The sequence below is a fragment of the Desulfopila aestuarii DSM 18488 genome, from assembly GCF_900143695.1.
In the GTDB taxonomy this organism is placed as follows: domain Bacteria; phylum Desulfobacterota; class Desulfobulbia; order Desulfobulbales; family Desulfocapsaceae; genus Desulfopila; species Desulfopila aestuarii.
Genome location: NZ_FRFE01000010.1, coordinates 109,365 through 125,629, shown reverse-complemented (window position 1 = coordinate 125,629; position 16,265 = coordinate 109,365). Strand labels below are relative to the sequence as shown.

The 16,265-nt window shown below is 52.8% G+C and carries 14 protein-coding genes; 6 read left to right on the top strand and 8 right to left on the bottom strand.

Going from position 1 to position 16,265, the window contains the following annotated elements; genetic code table 11:
• Window positions 1–31: 31 nt before the first annotated feature.
• Genes BUF15_RS11795 through BUF15_RS11780 form a run of 4 tightly spaced genes read left to right on the top strand, consistent with a single transcriptional unit; the run spans window position 32 to window position 2,859 of the window.
• Window positions 32–814 carry a hypothetical protein gene (locus BUF15_RS11795; RefSeq protein WP_073613686.1) on the top strand — a complete coding sequence of 261 codons (783 nt, stop codon included), beginning with the start codon at window positions 32–34 and terminating at the stop codon, window positions 812–814.
• Window positions 815–829: 15 nt separating this feature from the next.
• Window positions 830–1,774 (top strand): ketopantoate reductase family protein, encoded by a 945-nt coding sequence (locus BUF15_RS11790; RefSeq protein WP_073613685.1) that lies wholly within the window; start codon window positions 830–832, stop codon window positions 1,772–1,774.
• Window positions 1,775–1,809: 35 nt separating this feature from the next.
• A complete protein-coding gene (locus BUF15_RS11785) occupies window positions 1,810–2,397 on the top strand; it encodes a 5' nucleotidase, NT5C type (protein ID WP_073613684.1) in 588 nt (195 codons plus the stop codon).
• A 30-nt stretch (window positions 2,398–2,427) separates the two neighbouring features.
• Window positions 2,428–2,859 (top strand): NUDIX domain-containing protein, encoded by a 432-nt coding sequence (locus tag BUF15_RS11780; protein ID WP_073613683.1) that lies wholly within the window; start codon window positions 2,428–2,430, stop codon window positions 2,857–2,859.
• 260 nt (window positions 2,860–3,119) lie between these two features.
• On the opposite strand, the gene typA is transcribed toward BUF15_RS11780, so the two are convergent.
• Window positions 3,120–4,919 (bottom strand): translational GTPase TypA, encoded by a 1,800-nt coding sequence (gene typA / locus BUF15_RS11775; RefSeq protein ID WP_073613682.1) that lies wholly within the window; start codon window positions 4,917–4,919, stop codon window positions 3,120–3,122.
• Window positions 4,920–5,253: 334 nt separating this feature from the next.
• The gene (locus BUF15_RS11770) at window positions 5,254–6,603 is read right to left on the bottom strand and encodes a DEAD/DEAH box helicase (RefSeq protein ID WP_073613681.1); all 1,350 of its coding nucleotides are present in this window, start codon (window positions 6,601–6,603) and stop codon (window positions 5,254–5,256) included.
• 237 nt (window positions 6,604–6,840) lie between these two features.
• On the opposite strand from BUF15_RS11770, the gene BUF15_RS11765 reads away from it, so the two are divergent.
• The gene (locus tag BUF15_RS11765) at window positions 6,841–7,458 is read left to right on the top strand and encodes a hypothetical protein (protein ID WP_073613680.1); all 618 of its coding nucleotides are present in this window, start codon (window positions 6,841–6,843) and stop codon (window positions 7,456–7,458) included.
• 46 nt (window positions 7,459–7,504) lie between these two features.
• Here the strand turns inward: BUF15_RS11765 and BUF15_RS11760 are convergent, their stop codons facing one another.
• The 5 genes from BUF15_RS11760 to tdh all read right to left on the bottom strand — a co-directional run bounded on the left by BUF15_RS11760 (window position 7,505) and on the right by tdh (window position 12,757).
• On the bottom strand, window positions 7,505–8,056 hold the full coding sequence (locus BUF15_RS11760) for a DUF2058 domain-containing protein (RefSeq protein ID WP_073613679.1): 552 nt from the start codon (window positions 8,054–8,056) through the stop codon (window positions 7,505–7,507).
• A 184-nt stretch (window positions 8,057–8,240) separates the two neighbouring features.
• A complete protein-coding gene (locus BUF15_RS11755) occupies window positions 8,241–9,647 on the bottom strand; it encodes a pyridoxal phosphate-dependent decarboxylase family protein (RefSeq protein ID WP_073613678.1) in 1,407 nt (468 codons plus the stop codon).
• A 72-nt stretch (window positions 9,648–9,719) separates the two neighbouring features.
• Window positions 9,720–10,232, bottom strand: coding sequence for an iron-sulfur cluster assembly scaffold protein (locus BUF15_RS11750; RefSeq protein WP_073613677.1), 513 nt, complete (start codon window positions 10,230–10,232; stop codon window positions 9,720–9,722).
• A gap of 267 nt (window positions 10,233–10,499) precedes the next feature.
• Window positions 10,500–11,723, bottom strand: a complete 1,224-nt coding sequence (locus BUF15_RS11745) for an aminotransferase class I/II-fold pyridoxal phosphate-dependent enzyme (RefSeq protein WP_073613676.1) — start codon at window positions 11,721–11,723, stop codon at window positions 10,500–10,502.
• A gap of 2 nt (window positions 11,724–11,725) precedes the next feature.
• A complete protein-coding gene (tdh, locus tag BUF15_RS11740; RefSeq protein ID WP_073613728.1) occupies window positions 11,726–12,757 on the bottom strand; it encodes an L-threonine 3-dehydrogenase in 1,032 nt (343 codons plus the stop codon).
• Between the two features lie 283 nt (window positions 12,758–13,040).
• Here tdh and BUF15_RS11735 point away from each other — a divergent pair, with 283 nt between their 5' ends.
• Window positions 13,041–15,362: an ATP-binding protein gene (locus tag BUF15_RS11735; protein WP_073613675.1), complete on the top strand. Its 2,322-nt coding sequence runs from the start codon at window positions 13,041–13,043 to the stop codon at window positions 15,360–15,362.
• Here BUF15_RS11735 and BUF15_RS11730 read toward each other — a convergent pair.
• On the bottom strand, window positions 15,326–16,252 hold the full coding sequence (locus tag BUF15_RS11730; RefSeq protein WP_073613674.1) for a homocysteine S-methyltransferase family protein: 927 nt from the start codon (window positions 16,250–16,252) through the stop codon (window positions 15,326–15,328). The two genes, BUF15_RS11735 and BUF15_RS11730, sit on opposite strands and share 37 nt — an antisense overlap.
• Window positions 16,253–16,265: the final 13 nt, after the last annotated feature.

Here is a 16,265-nt window from a genome sequence, read left to right as displayed (position 1 = left end):
GTTTATTCATCCATTCGTTTCAGGAGATACCATGTTGAAAAAATACGCTTTCTATCTTGCAGCCTCGGCCGTGATCACACTTTCCGGCCACACCATTACCAACGCTCTTGCCCAGACGGCCAGCGGCACCGTGCTGGAAACCATAAACGCGGCAGGCTATACCTATATCTACGTTGACAGCGGCAGCTCTAAAGACTGGGTCGCCATACCGGAGACCAAGGTATCCGTCGGTGACAAAGTGAACTATACTCAGGGAATGGAGATGAAGGATTTTCACTCCAAATCGCTGGATCGCACGTTTCCCGCCATCATTTTTTCCCCAGGTCTAGACGGCGAAAAGGTGGCAGCAGCAACTCCTGCAGCCCCTTCTACCGATGACGATTCCTTCGCCGCTGCCGTGGCCCGTGAGCAGCAGGTGCAGCCTGCAACACCGGCAGCCATGGCTGTAGCAAGCGGCGGCAGCACTGGTGCCGTGGTGCCGGCCACAGAGGTCTCGGTAGAAAAGGCCCCTGGCGACAACAGCTATACGGTTGAAGAAATTTTTACCCAGGCCGAAAAACTGAATGGCCAGAAAATCCGCTTACGCGGCAAGGTGGTCAAATTCAACGCCAACATCATGGGTAAAAACTGGGTTCATCTGCAAGACGGCAGCGGCAACCCGATGAACAATACCCACGACCTCGTGGTCACCACCAGCCAGACAGTGGCCATGGATGATGTCGTCATATTCGAAGGCACAGTCGCCGCGAACAAGGACTTCGGCGCCGGCTACAACTATGCGGTTCTCGTGGAAGAAGCCCAGATTATCAAGTAGACGGGAGTAATACTCATGCACGTTGTTCTGGTCGGGCCCGGGGCCCTCGGCTGTCTGCTGTCATCCAGACTCACCAGGGGCGACAGAGACGGAGAACATTGTTTCACCCTGCTGGATCACAATGCCAAACGTGCGAACATGCTTGCTGCCAAAGGCATCCGCTATCATTATAAAGACGAAGTAGAAGAGTCAGCCATTTCTGTCTCTTCCACCCCAAGCGAAACAGGGTTGGCCGATGTGGTGATTCTCTGTGTCAAATCCTATGACCTGAAAGGTTGTCTCGGTTTCTGTTCTCCACTTCTCGGCCCCGACACCCTGCTGCTTTTTCTCCAGAACGGGGTGGCACATCTCGAGGCACAGATCCCGGACCATTATGGCACTCCGGCCTTCGGCACCACCACTGAAGGGGCAAACCTTCTGGAGACCGGACAGGTACGCCATGCCGGCAAGGGGTTGACCCAATTCGGTTTTCTGAAAGAAGTCAGTAACGAAGCGATGGAGAAACTGCAGCAGGTCACCGAGCTTTTCAACCAGAGCGGCCTGAAGGCGAGGATGACAGACGATATCCTCTCCAGGCTCTGGACCAAACTGATGGTCAACACAGGAATCAACGGCCTTACCGCCATTCTCGGCTGCACCAATGGAGAACTCCTCACCCTGCCCGGTGCAGCTGCGCGAATGGAACGGTTGGTGGAAGAGGCTCTGAAAGTCGCCCTGGCCTCAAACATCTACGTGCCGCCCGACTCATTGGCAATTACCAAAGACGTCTGCGCTAAAACCGCGACCAACATCTCCTCCATGCTCCAGGATGTACGCGCCGGCCGACGGACAGAAATCGACGCCATCAATGGTGCTGTTGTTGCTGCTGCAAGAAAACTGGGGATGTTTTCCCCTGAGAATATGAAGCTGGTGGCCGAGGTCAAGGAATTGGAACGAAGCTATCTGCCGCCGGGACGATAGTCGCGCCCGCTTTTTTTACAAACCAATAATTATTTATGGAAAAGCCACTAAAAATCGACCCCACCAAGATTGGCTTTGATCTTGACGGTGTCATCGCCAATACCGCGGAGGCCTTTATCCGCATCGCCTGCGAAGAACATGGTTATTGTTCCTTTACTCTGGATGACATCACCAATTTCCAGATTGAGGATTGCATTGGCATGCCTGCAGTCCTGGTTGAACAAATCTTTCGCGATATTCTGGAAGATTCAGTTGCCACCGGTCTTATGCCAATGGTGGGCGCAGTGGACGTCCTCGGCAAGCTGGCAGCTCACGCCCCAGTGACGGTCATCACTGCCCGGCCACTGAAACAGCCGGTTATCGACTGGTTCGAACAGTTCTTCCCGCGGAAGACACGGGACGCCATCCGGCTGGTGGCCATGGGCGATCATGATGACAAGCTCCGCTACGTCAGGGAGCATAAGCTGCAATATTTTATCGACGACCGGGCCGAGACCTGCAACATGCTGGCTGCTGCCGACATTATTCCCCTCGTCTACAGTCATCCCTGGAACCGCAACCGCCACAACCTGCCGACCGTGGAAAACTGGCAGGAGATCCACACCCTGTTGGCTCTGGGCTAACCCATTTCTCATCACCCTGCAGGTCAAGCCATGAAATGCCCGCATTGCCATAATACAATCGAAGTCTTCAGGAATCCCACCCCCACCGTCGACATTATCATTGAGATAGGTGAACGGATTGTTCTGATCGAGCGGAAAAACCCGCCACACGGCTGGGCGCTCCCTGGAGGTTTTGTCGACTACGGCGAATCGTTCGAAGCTGCGGCCTTGCGTGAAGCTGAAGAAGAGACTGGTCTTGTGGTCACTGGCCTTCGTCAGTTCCACACCTATTCTGACCCCGACCGGGATCCACGTCAGCATACCGCATCCACCGTCTTCATTGCCCAGGCCACCGGACAACCACTGGCAGGTGATGATGCCGGCAAAGCCGAACTCTTTTCCGAAGACAGCCTACCGGAGCTGGCATTTGATCATGGCCGGATACTGGCCGATTATTTTGCGGCGAAAAAACATGAGGTGTGAGGTGTAAGGTGTGAAAAGGTAAAGTGGTTTAAAGAAATAAAAAAGGGTTATCGTCGGTATCGACGATAACCCTTTTTGTTTTACAATATGTCAAAAGAGAGCTTTCAACACCATATAACTGACAAGACCCGTCCCGACGGATCCATACATTAGCAGTCAGGGTACACAGTCGCTGCCATATTTTCTGGCAATGAGCCAGAATGTACACAGCCCTATTGCTCCTGATATCGCGAGAAAAATCAGATCAGTCATAGCCCTCCTCAGCCCCGGATGCGAACCCCCGCCTTTTTACGCAGTCGAATAGATTGCGGTGTAACCTCCACCAACTCGTCATCGTTGATATAGGCAATACACTCTTCCAGCGACATATTCACCGGAGGTGTGAGAACAACGGCCTCATCCGATCCGGATGCGCGAACATTGGTCAGCTTCTTGCCTTTGGCCGGGTTAACAATCATGTCTACCGAACGAGCACTCTCCCCGATAATCTGGCCTTCATAAAGCGGTATACCCGGCCCGAGAAACAACTTGCCGCGCTCCTGGAGGTTAAAAAGCGCATAAGCCACTGAAACACAGGTTTCTTTTACCACCAGCACTCCGCTCTGACGATTGATGATATCACCGGCATAGGGTCCATATTCGTGAAAAACATAGCTCATCATGCCCATACCCTTGGTGTCGGTCATGAACTGCGAACGGTAACCGAGCAGACCGCGGGTAGGAATATGGAACACCAGTCGAACCATACCATTCTGGGTACCCATCTCGGTCATAGTGCCTTTCAGTTTGCCTAGTTTTTCGATGACCGCACCCTGGAACTGCTCATCCACATCAACGGTCAGCTCCTCGTATGGTTCAAGCAGTTTGCCGTTTTCTTCCTTCATGATCACCTGAGGCCGGGTAACCTGGAACTCATACTGCTCACGGCGCATCTTCTCAATCAGAATGGAGAGGTGCAGCTCACCACGGCCGGAAACCTTGAAACCAACAGCATCCGTCAGAGGCTCGTACTGCAGGGCCACATCGGCCAGAACCTCACGCTGCAATCGTTCTTCGATATGCCTGGAAGTGACGAATTTCCCTTCTTTGCCCGCAAATGGCGAGTCATTGGGGATGAAGTTCATGGAAATGGTCGGCGGATCGATGGTAATCAACGGCAAAGGTCGAGGGTCCTCAACGTCGGTGAAAGTAACCCCCACGGTGACATCCTCCATACCAGCGATGGCGACAATTTCGCCCACACCTGCTTCATCGATCGCCACCTTTTCATCGCGCTCAAAACGAAAAATCTTTGAGATCCGCACCGGCTTGATCGAACCGTCGCGCCGGGCGACGGCAATCGGCTGGTTAATTTTCATGGTGCCGTTAACCACCTTGCCAATACCCATGCGCCCCAGATAGGGTGAATAGTCAATGGTACCCACCTGCATTTGCAGCGACGCCTTGACATCGCCCACTGGCGCCGGAATATGCTCAACGATCAGCTGGGAAATGGCGTGCATATTGCCACCATCCTCGATCTTGTCTTCAAGATTTAACAGGCTGAAGCCCTGCTTAGCCGAGGCATAGACCACCGGGAAATCGAGAACATCGTCCGGGGCATTCAGCTTAACGAAGAGGTCAAAGACCTGATCAACAACCCAGTCACACCGTGCAGCCGGCTTGTCGATCTTGTTAATAACCACGATTACCGGTAGATTGTTCTGCAGGGCTTTTTTCAGAACAAAGTAGGTCTGGGGCATCGGGCCTTCCTGGGCATCAACCAAAAGCAGCGCACCGTCGGCCATCCTGAGCACCCGCTCCACCTGGCCACCGAAGTCGGCATGCCCTGGGGTGTCAATGATGTTGATCCAGTAGTCGCCGAAGGTATAGGAGCCGTTTTTGGAGGTAATGGTAATCCCCCGCTCTCGCTCCAGATCCATGGAGTCCATTAACCGCTCGGAGACCTGCTGGTTGTCGCGGAACATACCGGACTGTTTAAATAGCTGATCCACAAGGGTGGTTTTGCCGTGGTCGACGTGGGCAATAATAGCCACGTTACGAATTTTACTCTGATCCATTCTGTATCCCTGAAGATTCCCGCAGCCCGGAAGATCGGGTGGAGATTGTCATACCATATGCACTGTGCATGTAGTTGAAAATAGAAAAGCGCCCGGAACGGCGCTATGAAAAGATGGCAATTATGATCCGGGCAGCGAAAAACCCAACATGATACTCCAACTTCGCCAAACAAGCAAACCATTTCGCAACAACAGTCGGTTAAGGGGGTGACGAACGGCTTAAAAGACGTATCCGTTCAGATGTGACCAACATTTGTGTAATCAGACCTACGAGGCTATACGCCCAACTATGCGAGCAAGACTGATCGTGCAAAGACGGGGTGCTGTTGAAAGGTTACAGGCCGGCCAGCACCTTCCGGCGAATATTGGCGGATCGGGTCAGAGCCCTGACCTCTTCATCGACGTAATCAAAGACCCGGGCCTGCTTATTGGCGGCCGGTCGCATGATCCGGCCGATGACCTGGAGCAAACGCCCCTCGAAGGTTATAGGAGTCGTCAGAAAAAGGGTGGAAAGACCGGGGCAGTCGAAACCCTCGCTGATGAGCTGGAGCGTGGCCACCAGCACCTGCAGCCTGCCCTCCCGCACCGCATCGACGATCTCCGCCCGTTTTTCCGCCGACAGTTGACCGGTCAGCATCTCCACGTTTATTCCCCTCTCGGCCAGCAGCCGGGTGAACAGTTCACAGTGGCTCACCCTATCAGATACGACCAGGGCGATCCCCGGGTCCGGTTCGGCGACGACGTTGATGATATCGCCGACAATTTGCATATTCCGCCCCTCGTGGCGGGTCAGGGCCTTAATCAGAGCCTGATAATCACCGCGATAGTTATAGCTGAACCGGGTCGGCTGGTGGATGATCTGTGGCTTCACGATAGCGCCAGTGGCCTGTAGTTCGCCCTGGTCCACCTTGTGAATCCGGTCGCCCATAAAGTAATAGATGAGCCGGGTCAGTCCATCATCGCTGCGAAAGGCAGTGGCAGAAAGACCGAGCAGATAATGGCAGTCAAAATTGGCAACCACATCGGTAAAAAGTGCGGCCGGCACCCGGTGGCATTCATCGACTATCAGATGCCCGAAGTGGGGAACCAGCTCATGCACCCGCTTACGGGCAGTATTGACGATGGCCACGGTAAAAGGCCTTATAACAAAATGGCCGTCTCCTATCAGCCCCACTTCACTATTCAGAAAAGTGGCGGCCCGTTCCTGCCACTGGTAGAGCAGTTCCTTGGTGTGAACCACAACCAGGGTTGGCTGACGTCGCCTGGCAATAGCAGCCAGGGCCATAACGGTTTTGCCGCTTCCAGTTCCTGCTTCGAGCACCCCGAAAGAGCGCTTTTCAATCAGTTCCACCGCCTCCTGCTGATAGGGGCGCAACTCACCAGAAAAGGGAAAATCGACTTCCGGCAGCAGCCGGCGATTATCGACAATCTCAGGTGACTCGCCGGTAAGTTCCCGACAGATGCGAATCGCCTGATTGGAAAAACCTCGGGGAAAACGAAGGCCACGAGGGACCGGCACATAATACTTCAGGGTGGGTTTCAGTTTCTTACCGATCCAGCGACCATACTTTTTTGCCGCCAGATACTGGGGATTATCGATAGTCAGCTGTTTTTTCAGCTCCTCTTCAAGGGCAAAATCGATATCGCTCAACAAACAGTCGGAGGTAACGGTAAGAGTGGGCATAGAAATACTTAGGCGATATTTTTCAAATCATTGAAACAGCATAGAGTTTTTTCACCGGATATCATAATCGACAATCATCAATATGCGAAGAAAAACGGAGAAAATACGTTTCACCCGTTTTGAGGTTGCGGACAAGGCAATCAGTCTGTCATACTGTTGCCTCATTACTTGTATACCCAATGCTGCTCCGGTGACGCTCTGCCTGCGGCACATCCCCTTCTTCCACTACGGTATGATATGAAACGCTTTTTTCCTCTTTGTTGTGCACTCATGCTGCTCTTTTCAAGTTTTTCAGCTCAGGCAGCACAATCCCAAAAGATGATGACCATCAGCCTCCCGGAAAGCGTCCTCGCCGAGGCGATCACCGCAACGCTCCCTCTTGAGTACACTGCGACATCCAAGAGTTTGCAGGGAAACCTGCGGATCATCAACATCAGCGACCTCCAGCTTCTGGATAAACAACTCGCCTGTCGCCTGCATCTCGCCGGCGACCATCTGAAGATCGTCACGGAACTGGCCGGCAACAAGATCCAGCTGAATGTGGGCGAGATAGAGCTGGATTTTCAGACCAAGGCGGCCCTCCGTTTTGATCGTCAGAAACAGACGCTCTATGTCACACCAATGATAGAGAAAGTGAACGCCAGCAAAGATGCAGGGGGAGGAGAAATCGGTAACGCCGTCATTCAGTTGCTGCACGGCAACGAGTTCCCGATCAAACTGGAAGACCTCGATCCGTTGGTGACGAGAACCGGGAGCAAGACCCTGACAATCGCGACGAAAATCGCTGACATCAGAAGCCAGAAGGAGTGGCTGCAGATTTTTCTTGATTCGCAGATTTCTGCACGCCCTCAATAACAGTTATCGGCCGGATATCCATCACAGTAGGTATCCGGCCGAAGTGTTACCACATCAGATCATCAGGAACTTCATAGCCAGCATACGGATCCTCAGTGTCGCCACTCTCGCCACCGCCGGCAGGTTCATTGAAGAGAACCACCACCTTTTCATCGAGCTCGCGTATCTTTTTCACCGTCTCCGCCGGGCACACCTCATACTGATCGCCTAACCTGACAATACCGGCGCTTCCGCGACTCAACCGGTCAACCAGGTCCTGGCCGATAAAGAGGCGGTAGACTTTCTTCTGGTCGACAAACCGGTAAGCCACCCCTTTTTCATCTTTGGGCAGGCTGTTGGTCTCAATAAGCTGCCGGACCTTCGCTGCTTCTTCGCGTTTTTTCAGCTTTGCCTCGCGTTCGAGATTGAGTTGTCGTGCCCGCTCTCTCTTTTTGGCCAGTGCCTGCTCGGCCAGCAACGCGTTCTCATCGACTTTGGGCGGCTGTTTCTTACTGACTTTCTGCGCTCGCTCGGAATGCTTTGACTTCTTCGCCTTATCGACCTGATTTTTATTAACCAAGCCCAGTTTCAACAACTGATCCTGAAATGAACTCCCCATGCGCGACCTCGCAATGAAAAACAAACGTATAAAAAAAGACAATTAATCAGGAAAAAAACATTTCCATGCTCTCACCCTGCTGTGCTTTTCTCGTGCGGCCCAGCTACAGCCATTGTAGCGAACTCCATTAATTCGCATTGTAGCTGACTTTTTCTCGATTGCAAATCTCTTACGAGCTACTCTTTTACGCCGCCATCTCCTGGCCCAAATCCACCAGTTGTCGAAAAAATTGATCAATTTCTTGTCGGCCAACATTGGTGTTGGTAATGAGCAACCGCATCACTAGCAGCTCTCCGATATAGGCAATTCCCACCAAAGCCAGCCCCTGTTGATAGAGACGGGTGCGTAGTTCCTGATTGAAACTGTTCGCTATCTCCTCATTAACCTTATAACGAAAGCAAATGTTAAACGACACCCGTGGTGTCACCAGCTCCAGTTCCGGATAACTGTGCACACACTCCTCCGCATATTTACAGAGTTCAAGGTAGTTTTCGATTCGCTTGCCAAAACCGGTTTTCCCATAATACTTCCAATCGAGAAACCATTTGAGACTATCGACCCGGCGACCGCACTGCAAAGAAGTAGTGCCAAGATCCCTTACCCCGCTGTCCTCGGTATCGCGAAACAGATAACTACCATCTCCGCCACCTAGTACTGCCCCCAGGGTACGGTTGGAATGGTTGATCAACAGTACGTTGCACATGAGGGCAGAACCGAGCATTTTATGAAAATCGCAGGTAAATGAGTCAACCTCACTGAGCCCGGCCATGAACTCATCTTTTAGGCTGTCACTCATCACCGCCGCTCCGCCCCAGGCTCCGTCGGCATGAAGCCAAAAACCGTATTTTTTGCGTAAAGCCAAAAGCGGTGTGATGGGGTCATAGGCCCCCCGCACCGTGGTGCCCTCGGTAGCCGCCACGAAAAATGGCACGCCACCTGCGCCTACCACCTGCTCAATTGCAGCTTTCAAAGCCACCGGCTCCATCTCTCCCCGCTCATTGACCTCGACCTTCACCAGATGTTCGCTGCCGAGACCAAGAATATTGGCCGCCTTGTCCATGGAGTAGTGGGCATCATTATTGACGAAGGCAAACAATTCCCTCTGCGCGAACAGTCCCCGTTGCTTGACCTGTTCACAGGCCAGGTTCCTGGCGCACATCATGGCGATCATATTGGCATTACTCGAACCGGTGGTCATCTGGCCTTCACCATTTTTGAAACCCACCAGCTCAAGCATCTGCTCGATCATATACTTTTCGAAAAGGGTAGAAACGGGTGCTGATTCGTAGGTGCAGGCAGAGGTATTGGTTGCCGCCACCACGATATCCCCGAGAATCGAAGGCGGGTTGGCCCCGGCCCACATGCGATTGACAAAGGAAGGATGTGAAGTTTTCACTCCGTACTCGAGGTACTGGCTGATCCATGAGAATATGGGGTCCCAGTCACCTTCAGTGTTCTCCCGATCAAGATCGAGCAATGCGGTCAATTCAGCAGGGGAGTGGTATTGTAAAAAATTTCCGCAGTTCTGCTCTCTGCTATGCTGCTCCAGTACGTCAAACAGACGTCTGAAGAGATCCGTTTCGGATACCATCCTTATCCCCTCAAAAAAAACGGCCGGTTTTCCGCATGCGGAAAACCGGCCGTTGACAAATGCGGTAAATGATCAGTGGGAGTACTGCATATACGATGTCCCCCGACCTACTGCGACAAAGCGAGGTTTACGATTCAGCTTATGCAGAGCACCATTGCCATGCTTGGCAATCCAGTAGTTTTCCACAGCCTTGTGCAGGGCCTCTACAGCCAGCAATGCTTGCTTTTCAACCCCCTCACCGCTACGCTGCACTCTTTTGAGCACATCCGACGGCTTGATTCGCAGCAACTCGGCGGTGGTCTTACCGATGGCCATATCTGCGGTACAAGAGCCGCACAAACAGCTTATCCCATCGCCATCAGAAACGTACTTCGCTTTGTCAACACGGTTATCGCAGAATTTCAGGTACATTTCCATGCAGTTTGCATTCTCGCCGGCAACACATGCCTGACCATCTGCATCTTTCATTCGCCCCTTATGCAGACAGTTGCGCAGATGCTGAAAGGCTTCATCGGCGAGCTTTTGCTCGGCCTCGGCCAGAATGTTTTTCCTGATTTTTTCCATCAGCGCCTGAACATCATCCATTGAGCCCTCCAATTGACTTTGACGGCGACATATTTGTTACAGATTCAGTAGCTCATGGCACCATACCAAAAGTACGGCCAAGTTTGCAACCAGATATGTTTAAACCATGGCTGAAATTCCCGGGTGCGGGGTATAATACTCCGCGCCATCGCCATACGACCTTCTGCTTGAACCCCTATAAAGACAGAAGACTCTGACAATTATCTTACTTTTCCCGGCAATCCATTATTTTTTAATTTTGGATACAAATCCGCACTTCACAACCAGCTACTGTAATCTGGCGAGGATTTCCAATACATAATCGATGTCTGCCTCTGTATGAGCAGCGTTGATCTGAATACGGATCGACTCGTCACCTTTCGGCACCACCGGAAAAGTGAGACCCACCACCATCACACCTTTATCGAAAAGTCCCTGAACCATGGCGCGCGTCCTGGCGGTGTCTCGAACCATCAACGGCACTACCGGATGGGGGCCGGGAATCGATTCGAGTCCCAGCCGGGTCAAGCCTTCCCGGAATCTCCCTGTACGTTCTCGTAATGCGGCGAGTAGTTGCAAGCCCTCATCACTGTCGCAAATATCGATCGCCGCACATGCCGCTGCACAGTCGGCAACACTCAGTGGATTGGTGTAGATATAGGTATCCGCCTTCTGGCGCACCGCTTCAACCACCATTTCGCTGGCCGCGATAAAACCGCCGTTGACTCCGAAGGCTTTACCGAAGGTGCCGACAATAATATCCGGCGTAGCTCCACTATATTCGGAAGTGCCTCGGCCAGTAGCGCCATAGGCGCCGATACCATGGGAATCGTCGACTACGGTGATTACACCATCCTGAAATCTGTCACGGTACTCCGAGCAGACTGCTTCGATCCGGTCAATGGGAGCATAGTCACCGCGCATACTGAAGATGCCATCGAAGATGACCACCACTCGCTCAATGGTGTCTTCGACCTCGTCGAGACATCGGCGAAGATCATCCATATCGTTATGGCGATAAATCCCTTTATGGCCACTGGGCACACCGGCAATTCGCATGGCCCGGATGATGGAGTTGTGATTGAGCTGATCGCCAATCCAATGGGTCTTGGCGGAGCCGATGGCAAGTGCCAGCCCGCAGTTAGAGGTGTAAGCGGAATTGAATATTTTGGCAGCCGGTTTGCCAGTAAAGCGGGCAACCCGCTCTTCAAGATCCCGGTGATAACTGAAGGTGCCGTCAATAAAGCGCACCGCACCCGGCCCGACCCCACAGGCGTGGGTGGCGGCATCGGCGGCCGCAATGAGGGCAGGATGCTGGGAGAGCGACAGATAGGAGTTGGAGTTAAGACGGATAAATTCACGATCCTGTCCAAGGATGGTGTAACGAGGTCCCCGCGTACCGGCAGGCGGCAGATACCCGGTAATCACCCGCTCCGGTGGTTTGGCCCGCCCTTCCCCGGCAAGCGCCTCAATTTCTCCTGCCAGTGCCTGATCAAGTTTTGGGGTTGTCATGGTTATTTCTCCTCCCAGTTGAGAACCACCTTGCCCGAATGCCCCGTGCGCATCACTGAAAAGGCCTCTTCATAATCGGTATAGTGAAAACGGTGGGTAATGAGCCGGGAGATATCGAGCCCGCTCTGGATCATGGTGGTCATCTTATACCAGGTTTCAAACATCTCCCGGCCATAGATTCCCTTGATGGTCAACCCGTTAAAAATCACCTTGCTCCAGTCGATGGCCGTGTTGTCCGGCACGATCCCCAGCATGGCAATCTTACCGCCATGGCACATATTTTCAAGAAGGGCGTTTAAAGCCGCCGGGCTTCCGGACATCTCCATGGCAACATCAAACCCTTCCTTCATTCCGAGCTCCTGCTGAACTTGAGGCAGGTTCTCGTTTGCTACGTTCACTACCCGGGTCGCGCCAGCAATCCTGGCAAGATCGAGGCGGTAGGGATTGATGTCGGTCACCACAACATGGCGTGCGCCCGCATGCCGCGCAACAGCCGCGGCCATGCAGCCGATGGGCCCCGCCCCGGTTATCAGTACGTCTTCGCCCAGCAGATCAAAGGAAAGTGCGGTATGGACCGCATTACCCAGCGGATCGAAACAGGTCAGGATATCAAGGGGAATATTGGGATCGCAATACCAGACATTAACCTGAGGAATGGCAAGATATTCGGCAAAAGCCCCGGCCCGATTCACTCCAACGCCGCTTGTATTCGGGCAGAGGTGCCGTCTGCCGGCCAGGCAGTTTCGACAGTGGCCGCAGACCAGATGCCCCTCACCGGAAACAAGATCACCGACTTTATAATCGGTGACGTTTTCCCCAATCACTGCCACCCGGCCGACAAACTCATGCCCGACATGCATAGGTACCGGAATGGTCTTCTGGGCCCAGGAATCCCAATTGTAAATGTGTACATCGGTCCCGCAGATGGCCGTCCGCAGGATTTTGATTACAACTTCGCTCTTGCCAGGAACCGGAACAGGGACGTCCTGCAGCCACAGTCCCGGCTCTCTTTTTGCCTTCACCAAGGCTTTCATCATCTGCATAGTCACCCTCATTGCGGTGGGATTTGTAGCGCACCTAAAGCTCCCTGCACAACATTGTTACTGAACCGTACCACAGATCATGCGGGTTGTACACATAACCCCTTAGCATTATGGCATAGTCTTATTTTTCCATTATTCTTTCTTGTTGCCCCTTCACCCCTCCCCTCTTTTCTGCTATGATTGCCCTTGGTGTTAACGTCTGTTTTTTGTATTCACTTCAGTCCATGCAGAGCCGTGTTTTCCATTTGACCAATCCATTGGAGCTGGTGTTCCTATGCACGATTGTACAACCATGGCGGAACCAATTGCCCTGTCCACATTTCTTGAACTTTCCCGTGAATTAACCATCGGACAGCGCTTTACCGATGACCCGATTACCCTTCATGCTTTTCTGCACCACCGGATTTTCCCGCAGCTTGGCCCGTTTTTCATTGAACTCTACCTGCAGGATGAGAAAGGTGGAGGTCTTTTCCCTCCTGGTGATACACCTATCATTCACCGACCAGGAGTACCGGCCAGACTGGTCGCCTCATTTCTACCAGACAATATCGACACCGACCAAGCTGTCATATTTTCACATGAAAACCCAACTCCGAACGAACTCCATCGGACCGAGAACAGCACCCACCTACTCGTCCCCCTACGCGACCGGCAGATTCTCGTCGGCGCTATTTATATCGGATCAAGGAATCCATATCGCTTCTCCCAAAATTATCTCTCAGGCCTTGCCACCATCACCTCCATTATTGGCTCCCGCCTGCGGAGCATGGATACCATTCATCAGCTGAAGCATTCCATGCGAGCCCTTGAGCTTTCTGAGCAGGTTCGCCAGGCTCTTCACGAGATCAGCGAACAATCGCATACCGCCCAATCACCTGACAGCTTATATCAGGCAATGCACAAAACGGTAGCAAGCCTGATCCACGCCCGCAACTTCAGCATCGTGTTAGTAGAAAAAGGGGAAAACTCCACAATATATCGATTCCCCTATTACTCCGATCAATACGATTACCGGTTGCAGGGACAGGAGACCAGCAGCGCCGATGATGAACGACAGACCCTCATGGGCTACATGGTCGAAAGCCGAAGGCCATTTCTGCTCACCCCAGAAAACAGAGACGAAGTGTTTCTCACCCAACGACTCCATTACCCTGGAACCAGGCCCCATTCTCTAGTGGGCGCACCGTTTTATCTTTCAAGCCTTTCAGGGGTGGTAATTGTTAAGAGTTATAAAAACACGATTTATACCGAAAATGACATGCAGCTGATGTCCTTTGTGGCACGTCACGTGGGCGACGCCCTCTGTAGGAGACGGGGAATAGACGAGCTGCGCCGCGCTAAGGAACGAGCCGAGCTGGCGGAAAAAAATAAGAGTATCTTTCTTGCCACGATGAGCCATGAGATCCGCACCCCCATGAACGGCATCATCGGCATGACCGACCTCTCTTTAGATATGCAGCTGCCGGAAGAAGCCAGAACCTACCTGGAAATGGTCCGTACCTCGGCCGATCGGCTGCTTGGCCTGATTAACGATATTCTCGATTTTTCCAAGATCGAGGCGGGCAAACTTGACCTGGCGGAAACACCATTTTCTCTCCGCCAGCATATAGGCGACACCATGCAGATGCTGGCAGTAAGCGCCTCTGAAAAAAATCTCACCCTGCACACCAGCTTTGACGACGATGTCCCCGAAAAGGTGGTCGGCGACTCCACCAGACTCTGCCAGATTATCACCAACCTGGTCAGCAACGGCATCAAGTTTTCAGATTCTGGCGGTGTCTCTGTCAGTGTCCACTCAACTGGAAACCCGGTCGATAAAAAGAACAAGGTTATGCTCCACTTCAAAGTACGCGATACCGGGGTGGGTATTGCTCCAGAGAAAATTCATCTCACCTTTCAACCCTTCATGCAGCTTGGCACCACCGCCGATGCAGCTCAGAGGGGGACAGGGTTAGGACTGATGATTGCCGCCGAACTTGTGGAGAAAATGGGTGGTCGCATCTGGCTGGAGAGCATCCCCGACCAGGGAACAACCTTCCATTTTACCGCAGAATTCGGCCTGTCAGCCTCAACCGATTTTTCCATTGGCCTCCCACGCTTCGTTACCAGAAAACAACCCGCCATTGCCACCGGCCTGCATGTACTGCTGGCTGAGGATGAATATATCAACCGAACACTTGCCGTCACCCTTTTGCAAAGGGCCGGCTGGCAGGTGACTACGGCGGAAAATGGGCTGCAGGTGTTGGAACATCTCCATAAACACAGGGGCTGTTTTGACCTGATATTAATGGATATTCAGATGCCTGGACTGGACGGTTTTGCAACTTCACGGGCCATCAGAAGAGAAGAAGAGGCAACGGGATTACACTTACCCATTATCGCCATGACCGCCTATGCGGTAAAAGGCGACAAAGAAAAGTGTTTTGAGGCGGGAATGGATGGATATATTTCAAAACCTATCCGACCTGCACAGTTGCATGCAGAGATCGAATCGATCCTGCGCACCAATACCCTCCAAAAACCACACAACATGTTTAGGATGGCAGAAAAACAACAAAGCTACAGTGACGCGTTCTCCCCACCCAGGGCTATATAGCGAAGATAGGCGTCGTCAGTTCCACAGCAGCCGCCAAGGATCTTCATCCCATACTCACGGTTTAAGGCGAGCATCTGCTCTCCCCAGTCCCGCATGTCATCTTGCTTGAGCTCAACGGCACCATCCAGCTGGTCATGGTCCAGGGAAGAACTGTTGGCCTGAATCCCCACCAGTCTGGTAAAAAGATTTGAAGGCTGCTGTGAAGGCAGAAGAAAGGAAGGGTGAACGCAGTTCACCATATACCCAGCAGGGCCACCTGCTGTTTCGCGGTCTATCCTCGCTATCGCCTCGGCCAGGACTGTACCGTCGAGCACTTTGCCATGACGGTTGATCACAAAGCTGATAAGGTGGGCAACACCCGCCTTCGCCGAGGCCCTGGCGACACCCAGCGCCTCAGAAACCGCCGGAAAGGTCTGACCGACCACCACATCCACACCTGCCGCGGCCAGTTCACGGATCTGCCAGCCATGGTACATTTCCGCCTCGTCAGCAGAAAGTGCCAAGGCTGGCATATAGCAGTCGTTTTTCGGGCCGATCAGGCCACCAACAAACACGGGAGATTGGCGATCCTGCCACCTGTCGCGTAACTCGAGCATAAAACTGACCGCATCACGGTTTAGCGACGCATCAAATCCTGCAGCAGCGGTCCGCTCCCGGTCAACCCGCCAGGTCGGGGCACAAAGCAGCAACGGCAGACCGGCTTCACGGGCAATCTCCCGGTATTGTCCATAGATCTCAGCAAGACATTGCCGACCATGTTCGTCATAGATAAGCGGCGTATTGAAGAGCATTGGATGCAGCGTCACATCATCTCGCCGCCTGAGCCGCTCAGAAATAGCAGCTTCGGTGAGCATCAGCGGACTTGCCTGTAATGTCGTTACAAAATCCATAGTATCTCCCCGC

Excerpts from the sequence above, each read along its gene's own strand:
- BUF15_RS11795 (WP_073613686.1), top strand. The coding sequence starts at position 32 with ATGTTGAAAAAATACGCTTTCTATCTTGCAGCCTCGGCCGTGATCACA.
- BUF15_RS11790 (WP_073613685.1), top strand. The coding sequence starts at position 830 with ATGCACGTTGTTCTGGTCGGGCCCGGGGCCCTCGGCTGTCTGCTGTCA.
- BUF15_RS11785 (WP_073613684.1), top strand. The coding sequence starts at position 1,810 with ATGGAAAAGCCACTAAAAATCGACCCCACCAAGATTGGCTTTGATCTT.
- BUF15_RS11780 (WP_073613683.1), top strand. The coding sequence starts at position 2,428 with ATGAAATGCCCGCATTGCCATAATACAATCGAAGTCTTCAGGAATCCC.
- typA (WP_073613682.1), bottom strand. The coding sequence starts at position 4,919 with ATGGATCAGAGTAAAATTCGTAACGTGGCTATTATTGCCCACGTCGAC.
- BUF15_RS11770 (WP_073613681.1), bottom strand. The coding sequence starts at position 6,603 with ATGCCCACTCTTACCGTTACCTCCGACTGTTTGTTGAGCGATATCGAT.
- BUF15_RS11765 (WP_073613680.1), top strand. The coding sequence starts at position 6,841 with ATGAAACGCTTTTTTCCTCTTTGTTGTGCACTCATGCTGCTCTTTTCA.
- BUF15_RS11760 (WP_073613679.1), bottom strand. The coding sequence starts at position 8,056 with ATGGGGAGTTCATTTCAGGATCAGTTGTTGAAACTGGGCTTGGTTAAT.
- BUF15_RS11755 (WP_073613678.1), bottom strand. The coding sequence starts at position 9,647 with ATGGTATCCGAAACGGATCTCTTCAGACGTCTGTTTGACGTACTGGAG.
- BUF15_RS11750 (WP_073613677.1), bottom strand. The coding sequence starts at position 10,232 with ATGGATGATGTTCAGGCGCTGATGGAAAAAATCAGGAAAAACATTCTG.
- BUF15_RS11745 (WP_073613676.1), bottom strand. The coding sequence starts at position 11,723 with ATGACAACCCCAAAACTTGATCAGGCACTGGCAGGAGAAATTGAGGCG.
- tdh (WP_073613728.1), bottom strand. The coding sequence starts at position 12,757 with ATGAAAGCCTTGGTGAAGGCAAAAAGAGAGCCGGGACTGTGGCTGCAG.
- BUF15_RS11735 (WP_073613675.1), top strand. The coding sequence starts at position 13,041 with ATGCACGATTGTACAACCATGGCGGAACCAATTGCCCTGTCCACATTT.
- BUF15_RS11730 (WP_073613674.1), bottom strand. The coding sequence starts at position 16,252 with ATGGATTTTGTAACGACATTACAGGCAAGTCCGCTGATGCTCACCGAA.